The 20,471-nt window shown below is 44.8% G+C and carries 22 protein-coding genes; 9 read left to right on the top strand and 13 right to left on the bottom strand.

The genetic code is table 11. From position 1 onward, the window contains the following. Window positions 1-48: 48 nt before the first annotated feature. The 3 genes from V7K35_RS26535 to V7K35_RS26530 form a co-directional block, all read right to left on the bottom strand. Window positions 49-1,131, bottom strand: a complete 1,083-nt coding sequence (locus V7K35_RS26535; RefSeq protein ID WP_335083136.1) for a class I fructose-bisphosphate aldolase — start codon at window positions 1,129-1,131, stop codon at window positions 49-51. A gap of 470 nt (window positions 1,132-1,601) precedes the next feature. Then, a complete protein-coding gene (locus V7K35_RS29840) occupies window positions 1,602-1,664 on the bottom strand; it encodes a hypothetical protein (protein ID WP_442939768.1) in 63 nt (20 codons plus the stop codon). Between the two features lie 110 nt (window positions 1,665-1,774). Then, window positions 1,775-1,906: a hypothetical protein gene (locus V7K35_RS26530; protein WP_335083134.1), complete on the bottom strand. Its 132-nt coding sequence runs from the start codon at window positions 1,904-1,906 to the stop codon at window positions 1,775-1,777. A gap of 120 nt (window positions 1,907-2,026) precedes the next feature. Here V7K35_RS26530 and V7K35_RS26525 point away from each other — a divergent pair, with 120 nt between their 5' ends. Both V7K35_RS26525 and V7K35_RS26520 read left to right on the top strand, forming a co-directional pair. Next, complete coding sequence (locus V7K35_RS26525; protein WP_335083132.1) at window positions 2,027-2,344, top strand: hypothetical protein; 318 nt, start codon at window positions 2,027-2,029, stop codon at window positions 2,342-2,344. Window positions 2,345-2,941: 597 nt separating this feature from the next. Further along, window positions 2,942-3,262 (top strand): hypothetical protein, encoded by a 321-nt coding sequence (locus tag V7K35_RS26520; RefSeq protein ID WP_335083130.1) that lies wholly within the window; start codon window positions 2,942-2,944, stop codon window positions 3,260-3,262. Window positions 3,263-3,292: 30 nt separating this feature from the next. On the opposite strand, the gene V7K35_RS26515 is transcribed toward V7K35_RS26520, so the two are convergent. From V7K35_RS26515 to V7K35_RS26500, 4 genes are all read right to left on the bottom strand, one after another. Then, window positions 3,293-5,578, bottom strand: a complete 2,286-nt coding sequence (locus tag V7K35_RS26515) for an AAA family ATPase (RefSeq protein WP_335083128.1) — start codon at window positions 5,576-5,578, stop codon at window positions 3,293-3,295. Between the two features lie 263 nt (window positions 5,579-5,841). Further along, window positions 5,842-6,234 carry a type II toxin-antitoxin system VapC family toxin gene (locus tag V7K35_RS26510; RefSeq protein WP_335083126.1) on the bottom strand — a complete coding sequence of 131 codons (393 nt, stop codon included), beginning with the start codon at window positions 6,232-6,234 and terminating at the stop codon, window positions 5,842-5,844. Continuing rightward, window positions 6,231-6,449, bottom strand: a complete 219-nt coding sequence (locus V7K35_RS26505; protein ID WP_335083125.1) for a hypothetical protein — start codon at window positions 6,447-6,449, stop codon at window positions 6,231-6,233. Before V7K35_RS26505 ends, V7K35_RS26510 begins: the two co-directional genes overlap by 4 nt. 14 nt (window positions 6,450-6,463) lie before the next feature. Further along, window positions 6,464-7,561: an ATP-binding protein gene (locus V7K35_RS26500; RefSeq protein WP_335083124.1), complete on the bottom strand. Its 1,098-nt coding sequence runs from the start codon at window positions 7,559-7,561 to the stop codon at window positions 6,464-6,466. Window positions 7,562-7,776: 215 nt separating this feature from the next. Between V7K35_RS26500 and V7K35_RS26495 the strand changes: the two genes are divergently transcribed. Then, the gene (locus V7K35_RS26495) at window positions 7,777-8,013 is read left to right on the top strand and encodes a hypothetical protein (protein ID WP_335083123.1); all 237 of its coding nucleotides are present in this window, start codon (window positions 7,777-7,779) and stop codon (window positions 8,011-8,013) included. Window positions 8,014-8,071: 58 nt separating this feature from the next. After that, the gene (locus V7K35_RS26490) at window positions 8,072-8,428 is read left to right on the top strand and encodes a hypothetical protein (protein ID WP_335083121.1); all 357 of its coding nucleotides are present in this window, start codon (window positions 8,072-8,074) and stop codon (window positions 8,426-8,428) included. A gap of 153 nt (window positions 8,429-8,581) precedes the next feature. On the opposite strand, the gene V7K35_RS26485 is transcribed toward V7K35_RS26490, so the two are convergent. The 4 genes from V7K35_RS26485 to V7K35_RS26470 all read right to left on the bottom strand — a co-directional run bounded on the left by V7K35_RS26485 (window position 8,582) and on the right by V7K35_RS26470 (window position 15,187). After that, window positions 8,582-10,225 (bottom strand): acetolactate synthase large subunit, encoded by a 1,644-nt coding sequence (locus V7K35_RS26485; RefSeq protein ID WP_335083119.1) that lies wholly within the window; start codon window positions 10,223-10,225, stop codon window positions 8,582-8,584. A gap of 248 nt (window positions 10,226-10,473) precedes the next feature. Next, entirely contained in the window at window positions 10,474-11,841 is a 1,368-nt protein-coding gene (locus V7K35_RS26480) for an NAD-dependent succinate-semialdehyde dehydrogenase (RefSeq protein WP_335083117.1), read from the bottom strand. Between the two features lie 227 nt (window positions 11,842-12,068). After that, window positions 12,069-13,721, bottom strand: a complete 1,653-nt coding sequence (locus tag V7K35_RS26475) for an adenylate/guanylate cyclase domain-containing protein (protein WP_335083115.1) — start codon at window positions 13,719-13,721, stop codon at window positions 12,069-12,071. Between the two features lie 581 nt (window positions 13,722-14,302). After that, window positions 14,303-15,187: a LysR family transcriptional regulator gene (locus V7K35_RS26470; RefSeq protein ID WP_335083113.1), complete on the bottom strand. Its 885-nt coding sequence runs from the start codon at window positions 15,185-15,187 to the stop codon at window positions 14,303-14,305. 157 nt (window positions 15,188-15,344) lie between these two features. On the opposite strand from V7K35_RS26470, the gene V7K35_RS26465 reads away from it, so the two are divergent. The 5 genes from V7K35_RS26465 (at window position 15,345) to V7K35_RS26445 (ending at window position 19,040) form a co-directional block, all read left to right on the top strand. Then, window positions 15,345-15,644 (top strand): muconolactone Delta-isomerase family protein, encoded by a 300-nt coding sequence (locus tag V7K35_RS26465; RefSeq protein WP_334965188.1) that lies wholly within the window; start codon window positions 15,345-15,347, stop codon window positions 15,642-15,644. Between the two features lie 59 nt (window positions 15,645-15,703). After that, on the top strand, window positions 15,704-16,327 hold the full coding sequence (locus V7K35_RS26460) for an NAD(P)-dependent oxidoreductase (protein ID WP_335083111.1): 624 nt from the start codon (window positions 15,704-15,706) through the stop codon (window positions 16,325-16,327). A gap of 255 nt (window positions 16,328-16,582) precedes the next feature. After that, entirely contained in the window at window positions 16,583-17,008 is a 426-nt protein-coding gene (locus V7K35_RS26455) for a YybH family protein (RefSeq protein WP_335083109.1), read from the top strand. 356 nt (window positions 17,009-17,364) lie between these two features. Further along, on the top strand, window positions 17,365-18,366 hold the full coding sequence (locus V7K35_RS26450) for a hypothetical protein (RefSeq protein ID WP_335083107.1): 1,002 nt from the start codon (window positions 17,365-17,367) through the stop codon (window positions 18,364-18,366). Window positions 18,367-18,767: 401 nt separating this feature from the next. Next, window positions 18,768-19,040, top strand: a complete 273-nt coding sequence (locus V7K35_RS26445) for an SDR family oxidoreductase (RefSeq protein WP_335083105.1) — start codon at window positions 18,768-18,770, stop codon at window positions 19,038-19,040. Here the strand turns inward: V7K35_RS26445 and V7K35_RS26440 are convergent. Both V7K35_RS26440 and V7K35_RS26435 read right to left on the bottom strand, forming a co-directional pair. Then, the gene (locus V7K35_RS26440) at window positions 19,025-19,570 is read right to left on the bottom strand and encodes a DUF3124 domain-containing protein (RefSeq protein ID WP_334724348.1); all 546 of its coding nucleotides are present in this window, start codon (window positions 19,568-19,570) and stop codon (window positions 19,025-19,027) included. The genes V7K35_RS26445 and V7K35_RS26440 overlap by 16 nt on opposite strands. Before the next feature lie 75 nt (window positions 19,571-19,645). After that, window positions 19,646-20,323 carry a potassium channel family protein gene (locus V7K35_RS26435; protein WP_335083103.1) on the bottom strand — a complete coding sequence of 226 codons (678 nt, stop codon included), beginning with the start codon at window positions 20,321-20,323 and terminating at the stop codon, window positions 19,646-19,648. Window positions 20,324-20,471 lie beyond the last annotated feature (148 nt).

The raw sequence follows: 20,471 nt of genomic DNA, 5'->3' as shown, positions 1-20,471 counted from the left end.
GGAAAATTAAAAATTACCTCTTTGCCTCTGCCCCCTTCTCGCGACTCCCTAAGCTATCGTCACATCCGGCGACAAATAAACATCTTGAATGGCGTGAAATAGCTTCACACCTTCCTCAAAAGGACGCTGGAAAGTCCTTCGCCCAGAAATTAATCCTGAACCGCCAGCCCGTTTGTTGACCACGGCGGTGCGAACTGTTTCGGCAAAGTCATTTTTACCACTCGCCCCACCAGAATTAATCAACCCCACCCGCCCAGAGTAGCAATTTAATACTTGGTAACGAGTTAAATCAATTGGGTGGTCGGTTGTCAATTCTGTGTAAACCCGCTCATCAGTTTTGCCGTAACTCTTACCAGTGGCTTTAGCGACTGCACCGTAACCATTGTTATTTTCGGGTAACTTTTGTTTGATGATGTCGGCTTCAATCGTCACACCCAAATGATTCGCTTGTCCGGTGAGGTCAGCCGCAACGTGGTAATCTTTATCTTGTTTAAAAGCGTTATTCCGCAGATAGCACCAGAGAATTGTGACCAAACCGAGTTCATGGGCGCGTTTAAAAGCTTTGCTAATTTCGTGAATTTGTCTGGTAGACTGGTCTGAGCCAAAGTAAATTGTCGCACCTACGGCAGCCGCCCCTAAATTCCAAGCTTGTTCCACATCAGCAAACAATACTTGGTCAAATTGATTGGGGAAAGTTAGCAATTCGTTGTGATTGATTTTGGCAATAAAGGGAATTTTATGGGCATACTTGCGCGAAACGATCCCTAATGTTCCCAAAGTCGTAGCAACCGCATTGCAATCTGCGGCGATCGCTAATTTGATAATATTTTCTGGATCGAAGTAAATCGGATTGGGCGCAAAAGACGCGCCTGCTGAGTGTTCAATCCCTTGGTCTACTGGTAAAATAGACAGATATCCTGTGTTTGCCAGACGACCAGTAGAATAAAGTAACTGGAGATTACGCAATACTTGAGGATTGCGATCGCTATTGAGCCAGATTCGATCTACAAAGTCTGGCCCCGGCAAATGTATTAAATCTTGAGAAACTTTTGCTTTGTAGGTAAGCAGGTCTTCAGCCTCTTTACCTAGCAATGACTCGATAGAATTAGCCTCTTTGAGCGTTGTAGTCATAGCGTTTTCCTGAATAATTTAGCAAATGACCTTTGCCTTTAAGATAGCATTTTTAATATTGCTAACCTGGTTGTATAGCGCTTCTCGCTTGGGTGCAGTAGAGTTTTGACCTCTCTCCTTTTAGGAGAGAGGCTTTGAATCTTACTCCCCTTCCCTTATAGGGAAGGGGTTGGGGGTTAGGTCTGTACCGCACTCAACTGAGAACCGCTATACGGGGATTAACTATATGTAAAATCCTTCTGATCTAGCACTCTTAAATCATCTGTAAAAACTTGTTTTATTCATTAAGCATGAGATTTAATTATCATAATTTGCCTTTTCTCCCAAGTAAATAACTTCTTAAGAAAGATGCGGAGTGATAGGATAACGCTCAAGACCAAAATTTGTCTCCCAGTTTGCAGGTTAATTGTCTTTAACAGAGTTGTTGCAACCATCTTGATATCATTATTTTTATTCTTTGCTTGCTGAATTTATTTTTGACAAAAGAAATTTAGAATTGTTCGCAGCACAATTATCACAGCTAGTTTACCAATTTCGTTTCAAGTTGGAGCGATCGCACTAGGTAAAATGTCAGCAGCCAGTAGAAACTCAAGGGAAACCAGCTACATACCCAATGCTAGCCGAATTTCCTCTTTAGCCTCCTTCAGCTTTTTACAGCAGCTAAAGAAAAAACCATAATCTTGACTATGGCTTCCAATACAGCGATACCAACGATAATGCTAGTGAAGATATCAACTGTAGCGAGTATCGTCAAATTTGTGACGAAAGCTTCCATATTGTTTATTTGGGTTTGGGCAGCCAAACGCCCACACGTAAAGGATTGGCAGGAGTCAGGAGCTTTCTGTTAGCTGCTTAATCATGCTATCTTCGTATCCTATCTACGATTGACAGGAAAATGAGTAAGTTTCAAATCGATATCGATTTCAGCAAAACTGATTTTGCTTCCCTTGAGACAGAAGAAGATTTTCAAAGAGAGGCAAAAACATTACTACCAAAGGTACTGGTAAAACTAGGTGAAAGTGTAGGTGAAAAGACTTGGGAAGAATTACAGCAAAAGCTGCAAGGCGCTGGAGGTAAACTCAAATCTTCTCCAAGTGAGAAACGCAGGTTTATTCAAGAAACAGGAAGAACTTATCAACGAAATGCCAGTAACAGAGAAAGACAAGAACTCGAAGACTATATAGTAGAGCAATTACGCCAGCACAAGCAGTAAATATCTCCCTAAGTCTGATGTTCGTCTATTTTAACTTCTATTTTTAGGGTACGGTGCATTACGCCAAAGGCTAACGCACCACTTTACCTAACTTCTAGTATTCAAAATCATTGTAGGGGCACAATATATTCATAGGTGTCAACTTACAGCAGAATTCAAGTATTTGAATCACATCTGTCGTAAGTGTGCAAGGCCTTGCGCCCCTACCGCGTGGTCTATTTACCTGAAAATAGCTGTAAGCTATAACCCTTGTAAAATCTCGTTTCCAGTCTCTGGCTGGAAATGCATACCCTGGTTGCTCTGCCGCCAGGAGAGGGAAGCGGAGCCTCCAAACTGGCATTCCCAGTCTGAGACTCTTAACGAGGCAATCTCTGAAGGGTCTATCTAGACAGGCTTTTACATTAAGTTGACATTACTGAATACATTGTGCCCCTACGCATGTGGTCTATTCACTTGAAAACCGCTGTATAACATTTCTAAAGATAAGACCTTCTTACGAATCAACTCCGTTCGCGGCGATTCCCAGGCAGATTATATAAAGCGTCGCTTTAGTAAATAAAAACTCTAGGCAACAAATAGTTTAGCTTAGATGAGTCTTTGAACTCCGTTAACGAGTCTTTGATACTCGTGAATGAGTCTTTGAACTCCATTAACGAGTCTTTGATACTCGTGAATGAGTCTTTGATACTCGTCAACGAGTCTTTGATACTCGTCAACGAGTCTTTGATACTCGTGAATGAGTCTTTGAACTCCATTAACGAGTCTTTGATACTCGTGAATGAGTCTTTGAACTCCATTAACGAGTCTTTGAGATTATGTCCGGCAGAATATTTGTCATTGCCAGCGGAGCGAAGCAATCGCAACATCCTTGGGATTGCTTCGCTTCTTTACGAGACGCTCTGCGATCGCTCCCAATGACATATTATAAGTTAATTTACCGGACATGATTCAAACAAACCAGCGGCGAATCAACTCCACCTGGAAGCGATAGCCGTCGTCAACTTCCTCAATTAACTCCCGTTGCAACAGCAAGCTGAAAGTAATATCAGCATCGGAGAACTGTTGCAACAGAGTTTGGCGGCTAACTATAGCCCCTTCCCCTTGAGCGGCGATAAAACGTAGAATAGCCTGTCCAGTAGTGTCTACTTGATTGTTTTGAATGTCAGCGAAGAAAAAGCCACCACTTTGCAAAGCTTCTGGTATCGCGGCTTCCACATCCGCTAAAGTTGCCAATCGCCGAATAGAGGGGTCTTGTTCGTTCTTAAGGACAATAATTTCCGCACAGAGTAGTTGTACTAAGAATGGGTGACAACGGGTGAGTTGTAGCACTCGCTCAACAGCGTTGGGTTCATAGCGCAGAGTAAAATCTTTGACGGGACGTTCAATTAATTGTCGTGCTTCCGCTTCTTTGAGGTAGGAGATATGCACTACTTGGACATTAATGAGATAACTAGCCCAGCGCTGATATTCTTCGATAGTATGGGAGCCAGCCAGCAACACCTTGAAGCGGGGACGATGTTGAATGAGGTTACGCAGCATTCCCAAAACATCTTGTTCATCAAAGCGACCTTTGGCTATGGCGTTGTCTAGTACCTCGAATTCATCTAGCGTTAGTAAGGCGATATTTTGTTCTAAAGCCTGTTCTACTTTATCTAGCCATTCATAGAAATAAGTGAAGGGGTCAGATTTTAGCACTTCGCGGGCTAGGGATGGTAGAGTTACACCTTGCTTTTTCGCTGACTTCTCCATCTCTCTAGCTAGGTTGTAGAGAAAACCTGCATGGTCACTAGCTGATGAAGGTGCGCCTTGCAAGTCCACAAACATGGGGATGATGGTATTAGGTAGTAACTTTCCGATGTTATTAAGGAGGGAAGTTTTACCCATGCGTCGCTGACCATAGAGTAACAGAGGTGGGCGACGGCGATCGCGCAATAGTTGCTCGATGCGTAAACCGATGTCATCGCGCCCTGTGAAAATTTCTTGCTCTAGTGTAAGGGGATTACCAGTAATGTAAGGCGAGTCAATTTCTTGACGGAGTTGAGTAATCCTAGCCAGTTCTCCTACATAGTTAGTTATTATCTCACGCCAACTTTTGATGATGGGGTAGAAACGGACTGTGTATTTGTCGCTGCTACGAGCGAAGTTCTGCAACTGTAGATTTAATTTATCTGCAACATCTCTGAGAAGTAAACGCTGGTTATAAGCACTTGCTTGATTGAGAGCAGCATCAACATCCTCGCTGATACGGCTAAAGATTCGTAGTAGAGGGCTAACTTCACTCTCTAGTTCGCCAATTACCAGACTGCGATGAGCTTCACGGATAGCTTCTACATCAGCACAGCCTTGTAAACTACGTGCATCTAGTTCAATTTGTACAGCTTGTGCAGCCCAGTGCTGGGGGCTGGTAGTGAGATATTCTAGGGCGGCTTTGCCTTCAACTGGGTTATTTTTGATGACAAAGAGGAGATGTTCATCCAAGCGGGGTAGACGTAAACGTTGCCACTCATCCCAGAAGGCGGAGTGAAAGCGCAATAAGCAAGTGCTTTTACCATTACGTCGTTTGTCTAATCTATAGAGGAGATAATTCCAGACAAGGAGAAATGGAAAGGATAGAACAGGCCGCCATGAATTAATAGTTATTCCCGCGCCTAGCGCCACGCCGAACCCCACGCCTACCGCCACGCCGAACCCCACGCCTACCGCCACGCCTACCGCCACGGCTCCCGCGCCTACTACCACGCCTCTCGACACGCCGAACGCTACGCCGAACGCCACGCCTACCGCCACGCCTACCGCCACGGCTCCCGCGCCGAACGCCACGCCGAACGCCACGCCGAACGCCACGCCGAACGCCACGCCGAACGCCACGCCGAACGCCACGCCGAACGCCACGCTGAACGCCACGCCGAACGCCACCCTAAAAGCTATATTTTCGATTGGTTCACCCAACATCCACAGCACTAAGCCTAGCAGTAAGTTAGCCAGGATAGGTAAAATTAAGTGTCCCTGGATGTGCAGCCGCCACAGAGCAAAGTTTCGCCATCGCCCTTGTATTAACGAGATAATCAAAGAGGAGTCCCAGTCTCGATCAGGGTCAATCCGCTGAAGGTGGTTACGCCACGCTGAAGGGTGGAAGAAAAGCCAGAAAAGCAGTTGCAGGCTACCGAGTATTAAATTGGGGTGCTGTTCGGGTGCATCGGTGTAGGCGTTGGGGAGTAGTTGTGGTGAAGTCAACGTTTCTGCACTCCTAACGCGGTGTGCAACTTTCTCTCAAACCTAACCCCCAGCCCCTTCCCTACAAGGGAAGGGGAGCAAGACTTAAAGCCTCTCCCCGAAGCGGGGAGAGGTTTGGAGAGGGGTTTCAAGAATAAGTCGCACATCGCACACTCCTATTTAATACTCTGTGTTGCTAAATCAGGATGTTAAAGAGCTTCACGTAAAAGCACAAAGACGCAAAGAACAATTCATAGCTTAATTCAGCAACGCTAACTTTTCTTTCACTTTTTGAGAGTTTGCACCCCAGGATATGCCAGAATTTTGGCGTCAACAGTTAGTAACGGACAACCGTTAATTCTGGCACTGGCTACAATGATTTGGTCAGATGGATCTCGGTGAAAACCTGTGAGTTTGGTTGATTCAACGATAATTGGAATTGTCAGTTCGAGTAGCTGCACTCCTGGATAAGCTAAAGCTACTGCTATCCACTCGTCAACTGAAATTGAAAAAGCAAGTTTGCGATTCTCAACCAGTTTGGCGACTTCCCAACAAGAAATAATGCTGACTCCTAGTCCTTGAGATTGATATTCTTCAATGCAATCTCGATATTTCTGGTTTAGTCGTTCACTATTATCTACCCACCAAATCCAAATATGGGTATCTAAGATTATCATTGCAAGACTTCCCAATCTTCTATAGGTACAGGAGGCTCAAAAGGATCGTCATAGTGAATAACTGTTCCCCGTAAAGGATAAGGATTAGATTCTGAAGCTTGGGGAAAACGTTCTAAAATAATAATTTCAACAGCTTCCCCAGCCTGAAATGGTAAATCCTCAAGAATCAAGGTTCCGTTTTTAGTTAACTTTGTTTCAATTCTGTGTGCTTTCATAGTTACTCTGCTAGTTATGAATCTAATAAATGAGTAAATGATTTCATTTGTTGTAATCCTTCCTCACGCCAGTTATCATCACTCTCCTCTTCTTCTAAACTAAATAATCTTTCTCTACACAGGATTTGTAACAAGAGTGGCCAGCAGCAACTTTCTGTCAAAATCCACTCCACATCTTCATCAGTGAAAGCAATCGGCGAACTTGCTATCAATTCTCGCGCTTCTATCTCAGTCAATGTTCCCAGATATCCGGTGTAACCGAAAATATTGAAAAAGGGTGAACTGTGTCCTGTGTTGTGCGCCATGTCAATCGGTGATTCGGGGGTAGCCAAGACAAATGCTAGATTCCCGTCTGTGTGGTTAGTCGCCAAAGACCGCAAACTCTCCCAAAAGCCATCATCTAATTCTGGACAGCGTTGCAAGCCAACACTAATCTCATCCAATAAAATGACTGTGGGAGAATGCAAATTATCGCTGACTACATCCATGAAATGATCTAAATCGCAGGGTGTTGGCACTTGCATCTTCAGTGATTCCAAGATGTACTTTAGCAGTCCTTCTCGGCTTTGCATTCGTGCGTCTTGCAAGTCTACGAAAATCCAACAGTAATTTTCTGGATGCGGTAGCCAGTCAGATTTTTGTTCAGGACGCAGCTGTTCTGCTGGTGTGGTGGTGATATTTTTTAGGTAGTGCAGCAGAGATGTTTTACCACTGCGCTTTTTACTGATAATGGCGGCGTTTTGTAGGGGATGGCGTTTGAGTAAGTTGAAGAGACGTTTTAATTCTTTCTCGCGTCCAAAAAAGTCACGCGGCTGGGTGATGGGTGCGCCAGTGATGAAGGGTGATGCTTCCCCGTTAGTTGGCTGAGGTTTATTTGGCTGAGTTTCTGGTTCTTTGTATGCAATGTCTTGCCATTCTAACCCCAGTTTTTTGCTAAGTTCTACAAAATTTAGATAGTCAACAGGTTTACCAATGAGAAAGCTTTTGACTGTGGAAAGAGAAATTACTATATCAGTAGCCAAGGACTGCTGGCTGGGATAGCCGTTACGCCCAAGTGCTGACTTTACTTTTTTAATATACTGTGGGGCTACTCGGAGCGATCGCGCCATCATTCCTCATCGAGAAACTGCTGTGAGTATATCAGGTTTTTATACTAGCTAAATAGCCTTGCTGTTGAGCGATCGCCTGTTGCACTCTACTAAATTAGAGTCATCCTGAAGTTAACCGATAATCAACTAAAACTCGTCTAATGGATGACTATTTCTCAACTTTGTTCTCAGCCAGCACCAAGTTGTAATGGGAATATAAGGAATTAAGGGCTTTAAAAATGAAACGAGAACTGGGAGTTTTGCAAATTACCTTATCACTTTGCGGAGTGATGATGTTTGGTACAGTAACTTACGCCGCTATTAATATGGTGAATGGTCAATACCAAGTTGAAATAACGCTCAATACTAAAGAATTGAAGATTAAGTCAGATATTGACAAAAGGGAATGCAAAGCAGTAAAAAATATTGCCCAAAAGCAAGAAAGTACAAATTCCAACCAGAAGACGATTAATTAACAGTAAAAATCAGTGATGAGTTAGAATCAATAACTTCTAATTTATTGTAAACGAGTCTTTGATACTCGTAGACGAGTCTTTGATACTCGTGGACGAGTCTTTGATACTCGTCAACGAGTCTTTGATACTCGTCAACGAGTCTTTGATACTCGTGGACGAGTCTTTGATACTCGTGGACGAGTCTTTGAACTCCGTCAACGAGTCTTTGATACTCGTGAATGAGTCTTTGAACTCCATTAACGAGTCTTTGATACTCGTCAACGAGTCTTTGATACTCGTGAATGAGTCTTTAATACTCGCTGACGAGTCTTTGATACTCGTGGTTTTTTTAACGAACCGCCAAGGACGCATTCGCGTAGCGTCTCGTAGAGAAGGACGCGAAGAAGGAGAAGAAATATCTCTACAAATGAAGTGAAGTAAAGCGGTGCCTTAGCCTTTGGCGTAACGCACTCTACCAAAACGTTAAAGGAGTGGAAATTAATAAGGAGTTAGGAATAAATAACTCCTAACTCCTAACTCCTAACTCTTGTACAGACGCAATTAATCGCGTCTCTCTTGTCTCTATTTTTTACAGCGCACAACTCAACTCGCCGGCTTTTTGACTGAAGCGGTGATTCTCCCGGTAGTCCACGGGACAATCTATGACAGCGGGTACATCTTGAGCGAGGGCTTCTTTCAGGGTGGGAATCAAATCTAAAGCTGATTCAACTCGGTAACCTTTTAAACCCATGCTTTCGGCTAATTTGACAAAATCAGGATTGCTAAAATGCACAAAGGATGAGTTTCCTTTGCCAAATTGATTTTCTTGCTTCCACTCAATTAACCCATAGCCTCCATCATTAAAAATTATGGTGACAAAGGGCGTACCGACACGTAAGGCTGTTTCTAATTCCTGAGAATTCATCATAAAACCACCATCGCCTGTTACAGCAACGACTTTGCGCTTAGGATGAACGAGTTTTGCTGCTAAAGCGCCAGGAATGGCAATACCCATAGCTGCGAAGCCGTTGGAAATTATGCAAGTATTGGGGCTATGGCAATGATAATGACGCGCCATCCACATTTTATGTGCGCCAACATCAGAGATGACGATATCATCTGGGCCCATTACTTGCCGTAAGTCATAAATTAACTTTTGCGGTTTAATGGGAAATCCGTCATCATGGGCATACTGTTCGTAATCAGCGCGAATCTCTGACCTTAAGCTAATAGCCAAGGGATCGGGTTTACCTTGTCTGTCTGCTAATTTTAAAATTTCATAGAGGGAATCTGAAATATCTCCCACGACTTCGGCGTTGGGAATATAACTACTATCAATTTCCGCCGGACTTACCCCTATATGTACAATGGGAATTTCACCATTGCGATTCCATTTCTTCGGGGAAAACTCAATCAAATCATAGCCGATCGCAATTACTAAATCTGTGTTGTCAAAGGCACACGTAATAAAATCTCTTTGTTGTAATCCAACCGACCACAAAGCTAATTGATGTGTATAGGGAATCACGCCTTTACCCATAAAAGTATTGGCAACAGGTATATTCAGCAATGTAGCAAATTGTGTGACTGCATCACTTGCATGAGCGCGAATTGCTCCATTTCCTACTAAGATTAATGGGTTAACTGCTTGGCAAATTGCGGCTGCTGCTGCCCGAATACTAGCAAAAGATGCATAGCTTTTTTCACTATTATCCTTACGCAAAGGTTTGCCTTCGACGGGCATGGCAGCAATATTTTCGGGCAAATCGATGTGAACTGCACCAGGTTTTTCAGATTGCGATCGCTTAAATGCTTTCCGCACTACTTCTGGTGTAATACTCGGTCGCACAATCTGCTTATTCCACTTGGTAACAGGTGCAAACATTGCCACCAAATCTAAATATTGATGGGATTCAATATGCATTCGATCTGTTCCCACTTGACCAGTAATCGCCACTAAGGGCGCACCATCGAGGTTAGCATCTGCTACCCCAGTCATCAAGTTGGTTGCCCCAGGCCCAAGAGTAGAAAGACACACTCCGGCTTTTCCTGTTAAGCGTCCGTAGACATCGGCCATGAATGCTGCACCCTGTTCATGACGAGTCGTAATAAATTTAATCGAAGAATGTTTCAGCGCTTCCAAAACGTGCAAGTTTTCTTCACCAGGGAGTCCAAAAATATATTGCACTCCTTCATTTTCTAGGCACTGCACCAATAATTCTGCTGTATTCATTTGATTTCCTAACTTGCAACGAATAAGACTGGGGACTGGGGACTGGGGGCTGGGGACTGGGGACTGGGGATTGGGGACTGGGGACTGGGGACTGGGGACTGGGGATTGGGGACTGGGGACTAGGGACTGGGAACTAGGGACTGGGAAAAATCTTTCCCAATACCTAATTCTTAATCTCTAATTCCTAATTTTTAATCCCAATACCAGTCTCCAATACCCAATCCCCAGTCCCCAATACCCAATCCCTATCACTTCACCCACACAGTTTTAACATTGACAAACTCATGTATCCCTTGGATACTCAATTCTCTGCCATATCCAGAACGCTTAGTGCCGCCAAAGGGCAATCGGGGATCAGATTTGACCATACTGTTGATAAATACTGCACCGGCTTCAATTTCCTCAACCAAGCGATCGCTTTCTTGATCATTGGTTGTCCAAGCACTTGCACCTAAGCCAAAGGGACTGTCATTAGCAAGTTTAATGGCAGCATCAATATCCGAAACCCGGAATAACAAGGCTACTGGGCCAAAAAATTCTTCTTTTGCAATTGGTGCTTCAGGCGGGATATTTATGATAATCGTTGGTGGATAAAAGTTCCCTGGACGATCTGATAAAGGATGTCCACCGGTGAGGACTTTAGCACCACTGCTGATCGCATCTTGCACTTGTTGATCTAAATCCTGGAGAATACCAGGTGTTGCTAATGGGCCTAAATCGGTATCTGGTTGCATGGGATCGCCTACTTTAAGCGTCTCAAATTTTTCTAAAAGCAATTTTTCAAATTTGTCTGCGATCGCTTCTGCGACAATAAAACGTTTGGCTGCAATACATGATTGCCCGTTATTCAACATCCGCGCTGTAGTAGCTGTGACAACTGCTGCCTCTAAGTCAGCACTTTCTAACACAATAAATGGGTCACTTCCTCCCAATTCCAAAACAGTTTTTTTAATTTGTTTGCCGGCAGCGACGGCGAGGGATATACCTGCTGGTTCGCTTCCTGTCAAGGTGGCAGCTTTTACGCGGTCATCAGCCATCAAATCGGCGACTTTAGCAGCGCCTATTAATAGAGTTTGAAAAGCACCTTCAGGAAAACCTGCTCGTCGGATAATATCCTCAATTGCCAAGGCGCACTGGGGCACATTGGAAGCATGTTTGAGTAAGCCGACATTTCCCGCCATCAATGCTGGTGCAGCAAAGCGGAATACTTGCCAGAAGGGAAAATTCCACGGCATCACCGCGAGAATTGCACCCATTGGTTGGTAGCGAACAAAACTTTGGCTGGCATCAGTTTTTACACTGACATCAGCCAAGAAACCAGGGGCGTGTTCGGCATAGTAGCGACAGACAACGGCGCATTTTTCGACTTCCGCGATCGCAGCTTTAAATGGCTTACCCATTTCTAGAGTCATCAACTTCGCAAATTCTGCTTTGTCTTGCTCTAAAATCTCAGCAGCCTTTTGAAGAGCGTGCGATCGCGTCGAAAAACTAGTCTGACGATACTTTTCAAAAGACTGATTAGCCAAATCGAGTTTAGCAGCAATCTCTGCATCGTTGAGCGCTTCAAAGGTTTTAAGCGTCTCCCCAGTGGCGGGATTAATGGTGACGATAGCCATTACCTGATCTCCCGTTAAAAACAGCTTGAGGTAGGCTTCTTAGTGTTACACATATTAATGTTGGAAGCTACCACCCAAATTTTAGTCTTTAAGCCCAGAATTAGTTGCTTAATATTACAATTTTGCAATTATTTTTGAAATAAAATATACAATTTAACTATGTATTTATATTGATAAATTGACAATTTTCATTAGTCATTAGTTAGTTGTTTTTCAATGCACCATCACTAAAAATTAATGATTGGACTAATAATTGTTGGCATTTGCCGCAAATTTGTCTGATAAATCTTCACTAATCGCTCAATACCTTTGAAACGATAATCTCCCATTTCTTGAAAATCGAAGGGTTCTGAAAGCATTTTATAGGTGACTTCACTAATCACGCACTCACTAGGAGGACAAACTGCTTCCATACGAGCGGCAAGATTAATCGTCGTGCCTAATGCCGTATAATCTACCCTTTGAGAGCTACCAACATCTCCCACGACAGCCTTACCGCTGTTAATAGCAATACGTAATTGTAGGGGTTCGTGCCAAAATCCATTGGCATTGAGATGTTCGAGACGAGTGAGCATTCCCTTAGCAGCTGCGGTTGCGCGATCGGCGTGATCTGGTTGCGGTTCTGGAGCGCCAAAAAATGCCATAATACAATCGCCAATATACTTATCTAAAGTGCCGCCGTAAGTAAACACTTCTTTTAGCATCTCTTCAAATAAATTATTTAATAATTGAGCGATCGCAGTTGGTGTTAACCTTTCAGAAATTGCTGTAAAGCCAACCAAATCTGCAAACACAATACTGATTTCGCTCTCAGCGGGAGCTAAACGACCACCCGGTAATCCGCCTACAGATATCAACTGCTGTACGACTGCTGGAGAATGATAGCGTTCTAGTCGGTGACGAATTATTTCTTCAGTTTTGAGTTTCTCTACCAACAGCCAACGCTGCACGCTAGAAGCCACAAGGTTTGCTAGAGCCGAAAAAAAGCTGAGTTCTTCCTCGCCTTCATTTGCCCAATGGTAAGAAGAAAGATTGGCATCGGCATACAATACGCCCACAACTTTATTTTCATCCCATAAAGGCACTGCCATCGCGCTACGAATGCCTTTGACCAAAATACTTTGTTCACTAGCAAACCGTTCATCCTCATGGGTATCGGCGGTTTGAATGACAACTTTTTCGTCAAATACCTTTTGACAGATACTCCGACTAATCCAACTTCCATCTGAGGGGAGATGTTTTTGTTGGGAAACGTTTCGAGTGGCAGCATTTACTAACTCTAATTGACCGCAACCATTAACATCAATTAATAATGCCAAGCGCTCGATACTATCAAGGTAACGAAAAACCACTTGCTGCACCTGGGAAAAAATCTCTTCTATAGACGCCGCCGCTGAGAGATTTTTAGCTATATCCACTAAGTCTTTGAGACGGGCAATGGTTTTGTCCTTATTATTGATGTTGCCATCTTTACTATCAGCTGCAATCCATTGCTGTTGTAATTGTTCAACATTGTGAAGGATTGTTCTTTGCTCATTAACGTCCGAACTTCCGGGAGACTCAAGTATCGATTGTGAAACAGCACTTGTGAGCAGTACTACCAAGTTAACATTGCCTAGCCAAACGACATCGCCGTGATGTAACTCTTGGGGATAGCTAATAATATATTTATTGACTTGCGTCCCGTTTTTACTACCTAGATCCTCAATAGTCCACACACCGTCAGCCGTTTTAACAAGGCGAGCATGGTTGCGGGATACTCCAGCAAAAGGTAAGTATAAGTTACATTCCGGCAAACGACCAATTGTGAATACATCTCGATCAACTGCGATCGTTGTCTCGGTATCTTCCTCTTGTAGGCGTAGCGTGAGTTCAGTCATGAGTGTGATCCATCGAAGCTAGAAGGTGCAAGCAACTCTAAGGTAAGTTATACCCTACAGGTTAACCTTCACCTTTTCTTTATGACACTGTTAACTCCATTCCGACAAGTGTATGTGAGAGATATTACATAGAAGGAGGCTATTTTGCTAGAGGTTTAGTTCAATAGACCTCTTGCAAAAATCCTTGAATCACCTCTCCCCAACCCTCACGCCACTTGCTTCAAGTCGGCAGAGCCGCCCAACGCAGTGGCTCCCCTTATGAAGGGGAGGGGGCAAGATTTAAAGTTTCCCCCCAATATATCGGGGAGCCACTGCGTTGCGGTGAGGCAGTCGCTCAAAGGGGGTTTCCCCCATGAGGAACTGCTGAACCCGAAGGGAGGTTCCCTCCGTTGTAGCAAGTGGCGTGGGATTAAGGCGGGTCTATTCGACTTATGCAAGAGGTCTAATATACAAACTCTCTGATATCAATAGCAGTACTCCCACTCGATACTACAGTATAATACCTATATATAGGAGCGCCCCTCAAACCCAAAACCCTGGGAGTTAAGCGCCCGAACATTAACCCGAACTGACGTTAAGTTTTAGCGCATCTTTTGCTCAAGGAACTCTAGAAAGACTTTGACTTTCATTGGGACATATTTTCGACTGGGGTAAAGTGCGTTAATCGGGATCGGAGCTGATGACCACTGGGGTAAGACGTTTACTATATTCCCACCCTGTAACTCCTGCTGAAACAAAAATTCCGGTAGCAGCCCAATCCCTACTCCAGCAACGATTGCTTGATAAATGGGGGCAACGTCATTGCTGAGTAGTCGTGGATGAAAGGAGAGCGTTACTGTTTCGTACTGTTTATTATGCAATGTCCAGGTCACTTCGTTCTGACGATGAACCATAGAAAGCAGCGTATGACTGGTCAAATCAGCAATTGCTCTTGGTTCGCCAGCAGTTTTGATATAGGTTACGCTGGCAAAGAGTTTCTGACGATCTGTGCTAATCCGCCGCATGATCAGGGTTGAATCGTCCAATTCCCCAATCCGAATCGCTAGATCATACCCTTCCTTCACAATATCCTTGTATTCAGTCGTCGCATTGAGAATCACTCGAATATCAGGGTAGGTCAGCAGAAATTCCGACAAATTGGGTGCGAGAACAGACCGTACAAACAACGGGGTAGCTGTCACTCGGACGACGCCTTGCGGATGTCCTTGCAGGCTGGCGATCGCATCATCACCATCATGTAACGCATCGAGAATAGGTAAACAGTTTTTGTAATACAGTCGTCCTTCTTCAGTAAGAGAAACCCGCCGCGTCGTGCGATGAAATAATCGAACTCCTAGCCGTTGCTCTAGCTTATTGACCTTCAGACTGACGGTAGATTTAGGCAAGTTTAGCGATCGCGCGGCTGCGACAAATCCTCCCAGTTCCGCGACTTTGAGAAATACTAAAACAGCATTCAAATCGTCCATAACCTGCACTAACTGCGATGACAGGATCTCTACTCTGCTATTGTTCAATATTACAAACAATCAATTCATAAAAACTACCTTTATCTGTATAAGTTGATTAATCATACTGGGAGATGTTAAATACAGAGGAAACTTTAAAGCTAAATAGAGGTGTCATATGCAATATCTTGTTATCTTCACGCCCAAACAGAAATTCGGAAGCGATGAAATGCCCTCTGACTTCCCGCAATTGTTACTTGAGGAAGAGGCGCGAGCGAAATATCTCTACATGGAGGGACTTCTCCGTCAATCGTGGGTGCTGGGCAAGAGGGATCATGGCGCGGCCGTTCTCTTTGAAGCGGAGTCACCGAAGCATATGCAAGAGATAATCGACAGCTTTCCACTGATCAAGGTTGGCTACTCTAACACCCAGGTCTTCCCTCTCGCCCCAGATCCTGCATTCGCACAGAAGTCTTAATCGAGGCTGCATTTCTTTGACCGAAAAATCCACTAAGCGTTACATAGGGAAGTTAAAACATGAAAGTCTTAGTCATAGGAGCCGCTGGCAAGACCGGTAGAGCTGTAGTTGAGCAGGCTGTGGCCGCTGGTCATCAGGTCACGGCCTTCGTTCACAAAGCTGACGAATACGAGGTCTCGAACGTTCGCGTCATCGAAGGTGACGCTACCAACAGTGTCGCAATGGATGCAGCAGTCCTTGGTCAAGACGCTGTTCTTGACACGATTGGCGGCAAAACGCCTTACAAGGCAACTACGCTCGAATCGAGCGCCGCCAACACAATTATCGCTTCCATGCAGCGAAACGGTGTGCGCCGTCTGGTGGTAACTTCGATGATTGGCGAAGGGGATAGTGAAGTGAATGCGACTCTGTATGAGCGTTTACTGATTGCGACCTTTTTGCGCGGCGCGGACAAGGACAAAGCGGCAATGGAGTCTGCTGTCGAATCGAGCGGTCTGGAGTGGGTGATTCTTCGCCCAGCCATCCTCAACGACGACCCTGCCAAGGGGAACGTTCGAGTCTTCGATGCCGAAACGGGCGAGAAAGCCCATAAGATTACCCGTGCCGACTTGGCTGACTTCATGCTTGCCCAGCTTGACAGTAACGAATACCTCCATCAAGCAGTTACTATCGCAAATAGCTAAGAACTCTTCGGCTCCGCTCTTTTTTTGGGACGGCAGCGTGTTCGTTGAGTATCCAGGACAGTCCTGGACAAACTAGATGGAAATTAAAGAATTGAGGCAACACAACCCTTTGTAATGCCCGTTGACTAGAGCCAATGGCGACAATTTGGGTACAGTTCGCTGGTGTTACAAGGCTTATTTCCCCAGGTGGCACTCAAGGTGCTGCGCTCCTAAGCGGTAGTTCTTCAATACAAATCATTAGTGAGAACAATCATTATGTCTACAACAGAAACCAGTGCAAAGGATGAAGCGGCAATTAAAGCAGTGATGACAACGTTTGCCGAGGCGTGGAACGCTAAAGATGCGGAGCACTTGGCGACGTTGTTTGCCGAGGATATCGATTTCGTGGACGTCATGGGTCGTTGGTATAAAGGGCGGGCCGAGACGAAACAAGCACACGCGCAGGCGCTGGCGTCGTTCTTAAGCGATAACCAGATGACTATTACTGACACCCAAATTAAATTCCTCACCCCGGATGTGGCAGTCGCACATACCACTTGGGAAACTACTGGACAGAAGAATCCTGATGAAGTACATCGAATAGAAGATATAGGTGTCTGGACAGCCGTAACAACCCGCAAGGAGAACACCTGGCAGATTACCGCTTTCCACAATACAGGGACTGTGCCAATTTCTGAATGAAGTTTTTATAACCAAGTAAGCTAAATAGAGGTTTTATATGCAATATCTTGTTATCTTCACACCCAAACAGAAATCGCCGTCGCAGAGCCGAATGGCACTAAGAAAAGCCGAAAGGCTTGTGTAACCTCGTTCCCAGTCTGAAGACTGGGAACGAGTTTCAAGAGGCTCTGCCTCTGGTCAAGAAAGAGGAGGCGGAGCCTCCCAAAATAGTTTCCCAGCCTGGAGGCTCGGAACGAGACAAAACAAGACTTTGGACTTATCTTAGTGCCATTCGTTGCAGAGCCTTAGTTTGGGCGGCTGAGGGCCAGGGCAAACGCACCACACTTAAACAGAATTGTTCGAGACGAAACAATAGCATGAATCATACGAAACTTGAAATTGCCTTCGGGGAATACGACCGGACTCGCATTTTGGCGGATGGCACTATCAAAATTGATGGAGTGGATGCCACCTTTCACAGTAACCCCATCGTCACCGAAGTTTTTGAAGGCATGATCCGAAAGCATGCTTTTGACGTGTCGGAACTTGGAATGACGTATTTTCTACGCACGATGGATTTTGAAGAACCGCCTTTCATCGCCATTCCTGTATTCCCGAATCGCTGTTTCCGGCACTCGGCGATTTACATCAACAAGGCGAGCGGCATCAAAACACCGAATGATCTTGTGGGCAAAACCATCGGCGAGTTTGCGCTCTACGGTCACGACGCGGGTGTGTGGCCCAAGGGGATATTGTCGGACGACTATGGCGTGACGCCCGACCAGTGCCGTTGGATCGTTGGCACGCTTGACTGGCCCTTGAAGCCGATTGACTTCATTCCGCACCCGCACCCTGCGAACGTTGAAGTTGAACAGGCTCCCGAAGAAACGGATTTGGGAGAAATGCTCAAAGAGGGAGAAATTGATGCGCTGATTGCTGCGGATGTACCCAAGTGCGTGCTGGAAAAGTCGCCGAAGGTCGCCCATCTGTTTGAAGACTATGAGGCGATCGAGCGTGCCTATTACCAGCGCACGGGTATTTTTCCAATCATGCACGTGGTCGTCGTTCGCAAGGAACTGGCCTCAGAGCGGCCCGAAATTGTGAAGGCAGTTTACAAAGGCTTCTGCGATGCTAAAGATGCCGTCCGGGAGCAGTATAAAAAGGGCATGATTTTCAACAACATGGCGACCATGATCCCTTGGTTGAGCAAACTTGTAGACGAGGATCGCACCCTGCTGGGTGACGACTGGTGGCCCTACGGCTTGGAGGCGAACCGCAAGGCTGTTGACACTTTCCTGCGATATCATTTTGAGCAGGGCTTGTCAAAGCGGCGGCTCACTTGCGAGGACATTTTCGTACCCGAGCTTCTCAAGACGTGACGCTGGTGACGATCTCAATAAAATCAGAAGCATCACTTCACTAACTATTAGCCGATCTCCGGGAGTGGGGCTATCAAAGTTCCGCGTTCCCTCGCGAATCCCCCGCCTAACGACGCGCTCTAGCGAACAGAGGCTGGCGGTGAGCTTTCTCGCGTATTACCACGCTTGACTTCGCCAGCCTCTGTCACTGAGTTTGGGTTCGTTAGCCCGTCTTCACTTCATAAGGAGATAAATTGACATGGCTCAAACACCGATCAACCAATTTTTTGCAGCTATTATACAAAATCAAGCGTTACAAGCACACTGTCAAGCTGCAAGCGATATACAAACCTGCGTCAACCTTGCAGAAGCTTAGTCGGCTTCAAAAGCAGCTGTGCTTAATCTTTCTATTTCGCTCGCCAATGCCCTTGCTTGCTAAAACAGGAGTGACGAGCAACGCTATCAGTCCTAGATTGATTTGGACAGAAATGATTGACAAACAGGCAGATGCAATGGAAATTCCCAAGGATAAAAAGGAGCGCGAACAGAAGTTGGGTGAGTGGGTCTCAAATACATGGGGACGACTGGGACGAGTTGAAGATATTGGTAATGCAGTTATCTTTGTTGTCAATCCCAAAGCTGACTACATTAATTGTGCCAACATTCGAGTCGATGGTGATTATGAATTAGGTTGACTTTTAATGACTCTACCGGGACTAATAAAAGAAATTCCTTGCTGAAAGTCAGTACCAATCATGACTGCTTCCACTATAGGTTCGGATATATCTGTTTGGGCTACCCACTCTACAATAAAGTTTGCGCCTAAACCTCCACTAGTGTCATTTCTATTAATAAAAAAATCTGTAGAAGCTAGTGCATCAAGCTGAATAGGGCGCTCTAAATACTGTTTAACTAATTTCCCATCTGAGTTATAGTAGCGCACGGAAGTAATGATCATCGGATTGGTCAAATCTGTATTCCGAATACTGAGCGTAACTGCTAACTCAAAAATCTCCTGGCGATTGTGATGATAGATATGAGAATAGACAGGAACATAAACAGTTTGACCGCTTGCTATCTTAAAATTCTTATCCAGCGTCACTATTTTTTGAGATGGGGTTGCTTGAGTAGCATCGGGTTGTGACTTGGGTGGAATACTTGTTGATTGACAAGATACAAGAAAAATAACAGCGATCGCTAAATAAAGATGTGGATACGGCTTCATTAAAACTATTTATACCCATTTTTTATACATCTGTAGCTAACCCCATCTAATAAAGAGTTTAGGTAGGGACTGCGCTCAACATTTTTGTTCAATAAAATCAATTACTTGGTGTAAACATCCTGGTTTAGTCACAATCAGCACTGTTGAATGAGGTTCCAGTATTGTACTGCCGTTAGGAATCATTAAGTCTTCGTGGGGATGGGGTTGATAGCCAATAATTAGCGAACCACTAGGAAACCCGGAATCCTGAGCGATTTCGGCGACGCTACGACCAGCAACATAGCAATTGTTTGGGATGGAAAGTTTCAGAACCTCAATTTGCCCTTGCTCAAAATGCATCATTGATTCTACTTGCGGATACTCAATAGCATTCACCATTGTTGAAACTGCTAGTTCAACAGTACTGATGATATGGTTGGCTCCAGCTATCCGCAGTGGTTCGGCAAAATCGGGGTGGCGCATCCGACTTAAAAGGTGGGGAACACCATAATGTTTCGCAAGAGTTACCATTGCCAAGTTTAAAGCATCACTTCTCAGGACAGCTGCCAAGGAGCCGGCTTTCCGAATCCCAGCTTCTAACAATACTTCTGTACTCACAGCACTTCCTTCAAAAGCCATTGCTCCTACTTGTTCACGGGCATAGCGACAAGCTATAGGATCAATGTCAATAACGGCAACAGTATGTCCTACTTCTACCAGTTTTTGGGCTAAAGTCAGCCCCACTAAGCCTGCTCCACCAATTAGTACGTACATGAATGCTCCTAATGCTCTTTCATTTCTTACTTCACTTTATAGGCTAACAAGGAAATGAAGATGTAGCTTGTGAGGATAATTCAATACTTAGAGCCTATCTGATTTCATTGCCTTTCTAATCATTTTGGATCACTTCTTTTTTTTAAAG

Origin of the sequence: Nostoc sp. (genome assembly GCF_036917275.1) — a bacterium.
In the GTDB taxonomy this organism is placed as follows: domain Bacteria; phylum Cyanobacteriota; class Cyanobacteriia; order Cyanobacteriales; family Nostocaceae; genus Nostoc.
The sequence above is the reverse complement of the archived record's forward strand: the minus strand, read 5'-3'. Positions and strand labels throughout refer to the sequence as shown.

Excerpts from the sequence above, each read along its gene's own strand:
- V7K35_RS26505 (WP_335083125.1), bottom strand. The coding sequence starts at position 6,449 with ATGAAAGCACACAGAATTGAAACAAAGTTAACTAAAAACGGAACCTTG.
- V7K35_RS26465 (WP_334965188.1), top strand. The coding sequence starts at position 15,345 with ATGCAATATCTTGTTATCTTCACGCCCAAACAGAAATTCGGAAGCGAT.
- V7K35_RS26475 (WP_335083115.1), bottom strand. The coding sequence starts at position 13,721 with ATGACTGAACTCACGCTACGCCTACAAGAGGAAGATACCGAGACAACG.
- V7K35_RS26450 (WP_335083107.1), top strand. The coding sequence starts at position 17,365 with ATGAATCATACGAAACTTGAAATTGCCTTCGGGGAATACGACCGGACT.
- V7K35_RS26445 (WP_335083105.1), top strand. The coding sequence starts at position 18,768 with ATGCCCTTGCTTGCTAAAACAGGAGTGACGAGCAACGCTATCAGTCCT.
- V7K35_RS26510 (WP_335083126.1), bottom strand. The coding sequence starts at position 6,234 with ATGATAATCTTAGATACCCATATTTGGATTTGGTGGGTAGATAATAGT.
- V7K35_RS26460 (WP_335083111.1), top strand. The coding sequence starts at position 15,704 with ATGAAAGTCTTAGTCATAGGAGCCGCTGGCAAGACCGGTAGAGCTGTA.
- V7K35_RS26440 (WP_334724348.1), bottom strand. The coding sequence starts at position 19,570 with ATGAAGCCGTATCCACATCTTTATTTAGCGATCGCTGTTATTTTTCTT.
- V7K35_RS26495 (WP_335083123.1), top strand. The coding sequence starts at position 7,777 with ATGAAACGAGAACTGGGAGTTTTGCAAATTACCTTATCACTTTGCGGA.
- V7K35_RS26500 (WP_335083124.1), bottom strand. The coding sequence starts at position 7,561 with ATGATGGCGCGATCGCTCCGAGTAGCCCCACAGTATATTAAAAAAGTA.
- V7K35_RS26535 (WP_335083136.1), bottom strand. The coding sequence starts at position 1,131 with ATGACTACAACGCTCAAAGAGGCTAATTCTATCGAGTCATTGCTAGGT.
- V7K35_RS26480 (WP_335083117.1), bottom strand. The coding sequence starts at position 11,841 with ATGGCTATCGTCACCATTAATCCCGCCACTGGGGAGACGCTTAAAACC.
- V7K35_RS26455 (WP_335083109.1), top strand. The coding sequence starts at position 16,583 with ATGTCTACAACAGAAACCAGTGCAAAGGATGAAGCGGCAATTAAAGCA.
- V7K35_RS26525 (WP_335083132.1), top strand. The coding sequence starts at position 2,027 with ATGAGTAAGTTTCAAATCGATATCGATTTCAGCAAAACTGATTTTGCT.
- V7K35_RS26470 (WP_335083113.1), bottom strand. The coding sequence starts at position 15,187 with ATGGACGATTTGAATGCTGTTTTAGTATTTCTCAAAGTCGCGGAACTG.
- V7K35_RS26485 (WP_335083119.1), bottom strand. The coding sequence starts at position 10,225 with ATGAATACAGCAGAATTATTGGTGCAGTGCCTAGAAAATGAAGGAGTG.
- V7K35_RS26530 (WP_335083134.1), bottom strand. The coding sequence starts at position 1,906 with ATGGAAGCTTTCGTCACAAATTTGACGATACTCGCTACAGTTGATATC.
- V7K35_RS26435 (WP_335083103.1), bottom strand. The coding sequence starts at position 20,323 with ATGTACGTACTAATTGGTGGAGCAGGCTTAGTGGGGCTGACTTTAGCC.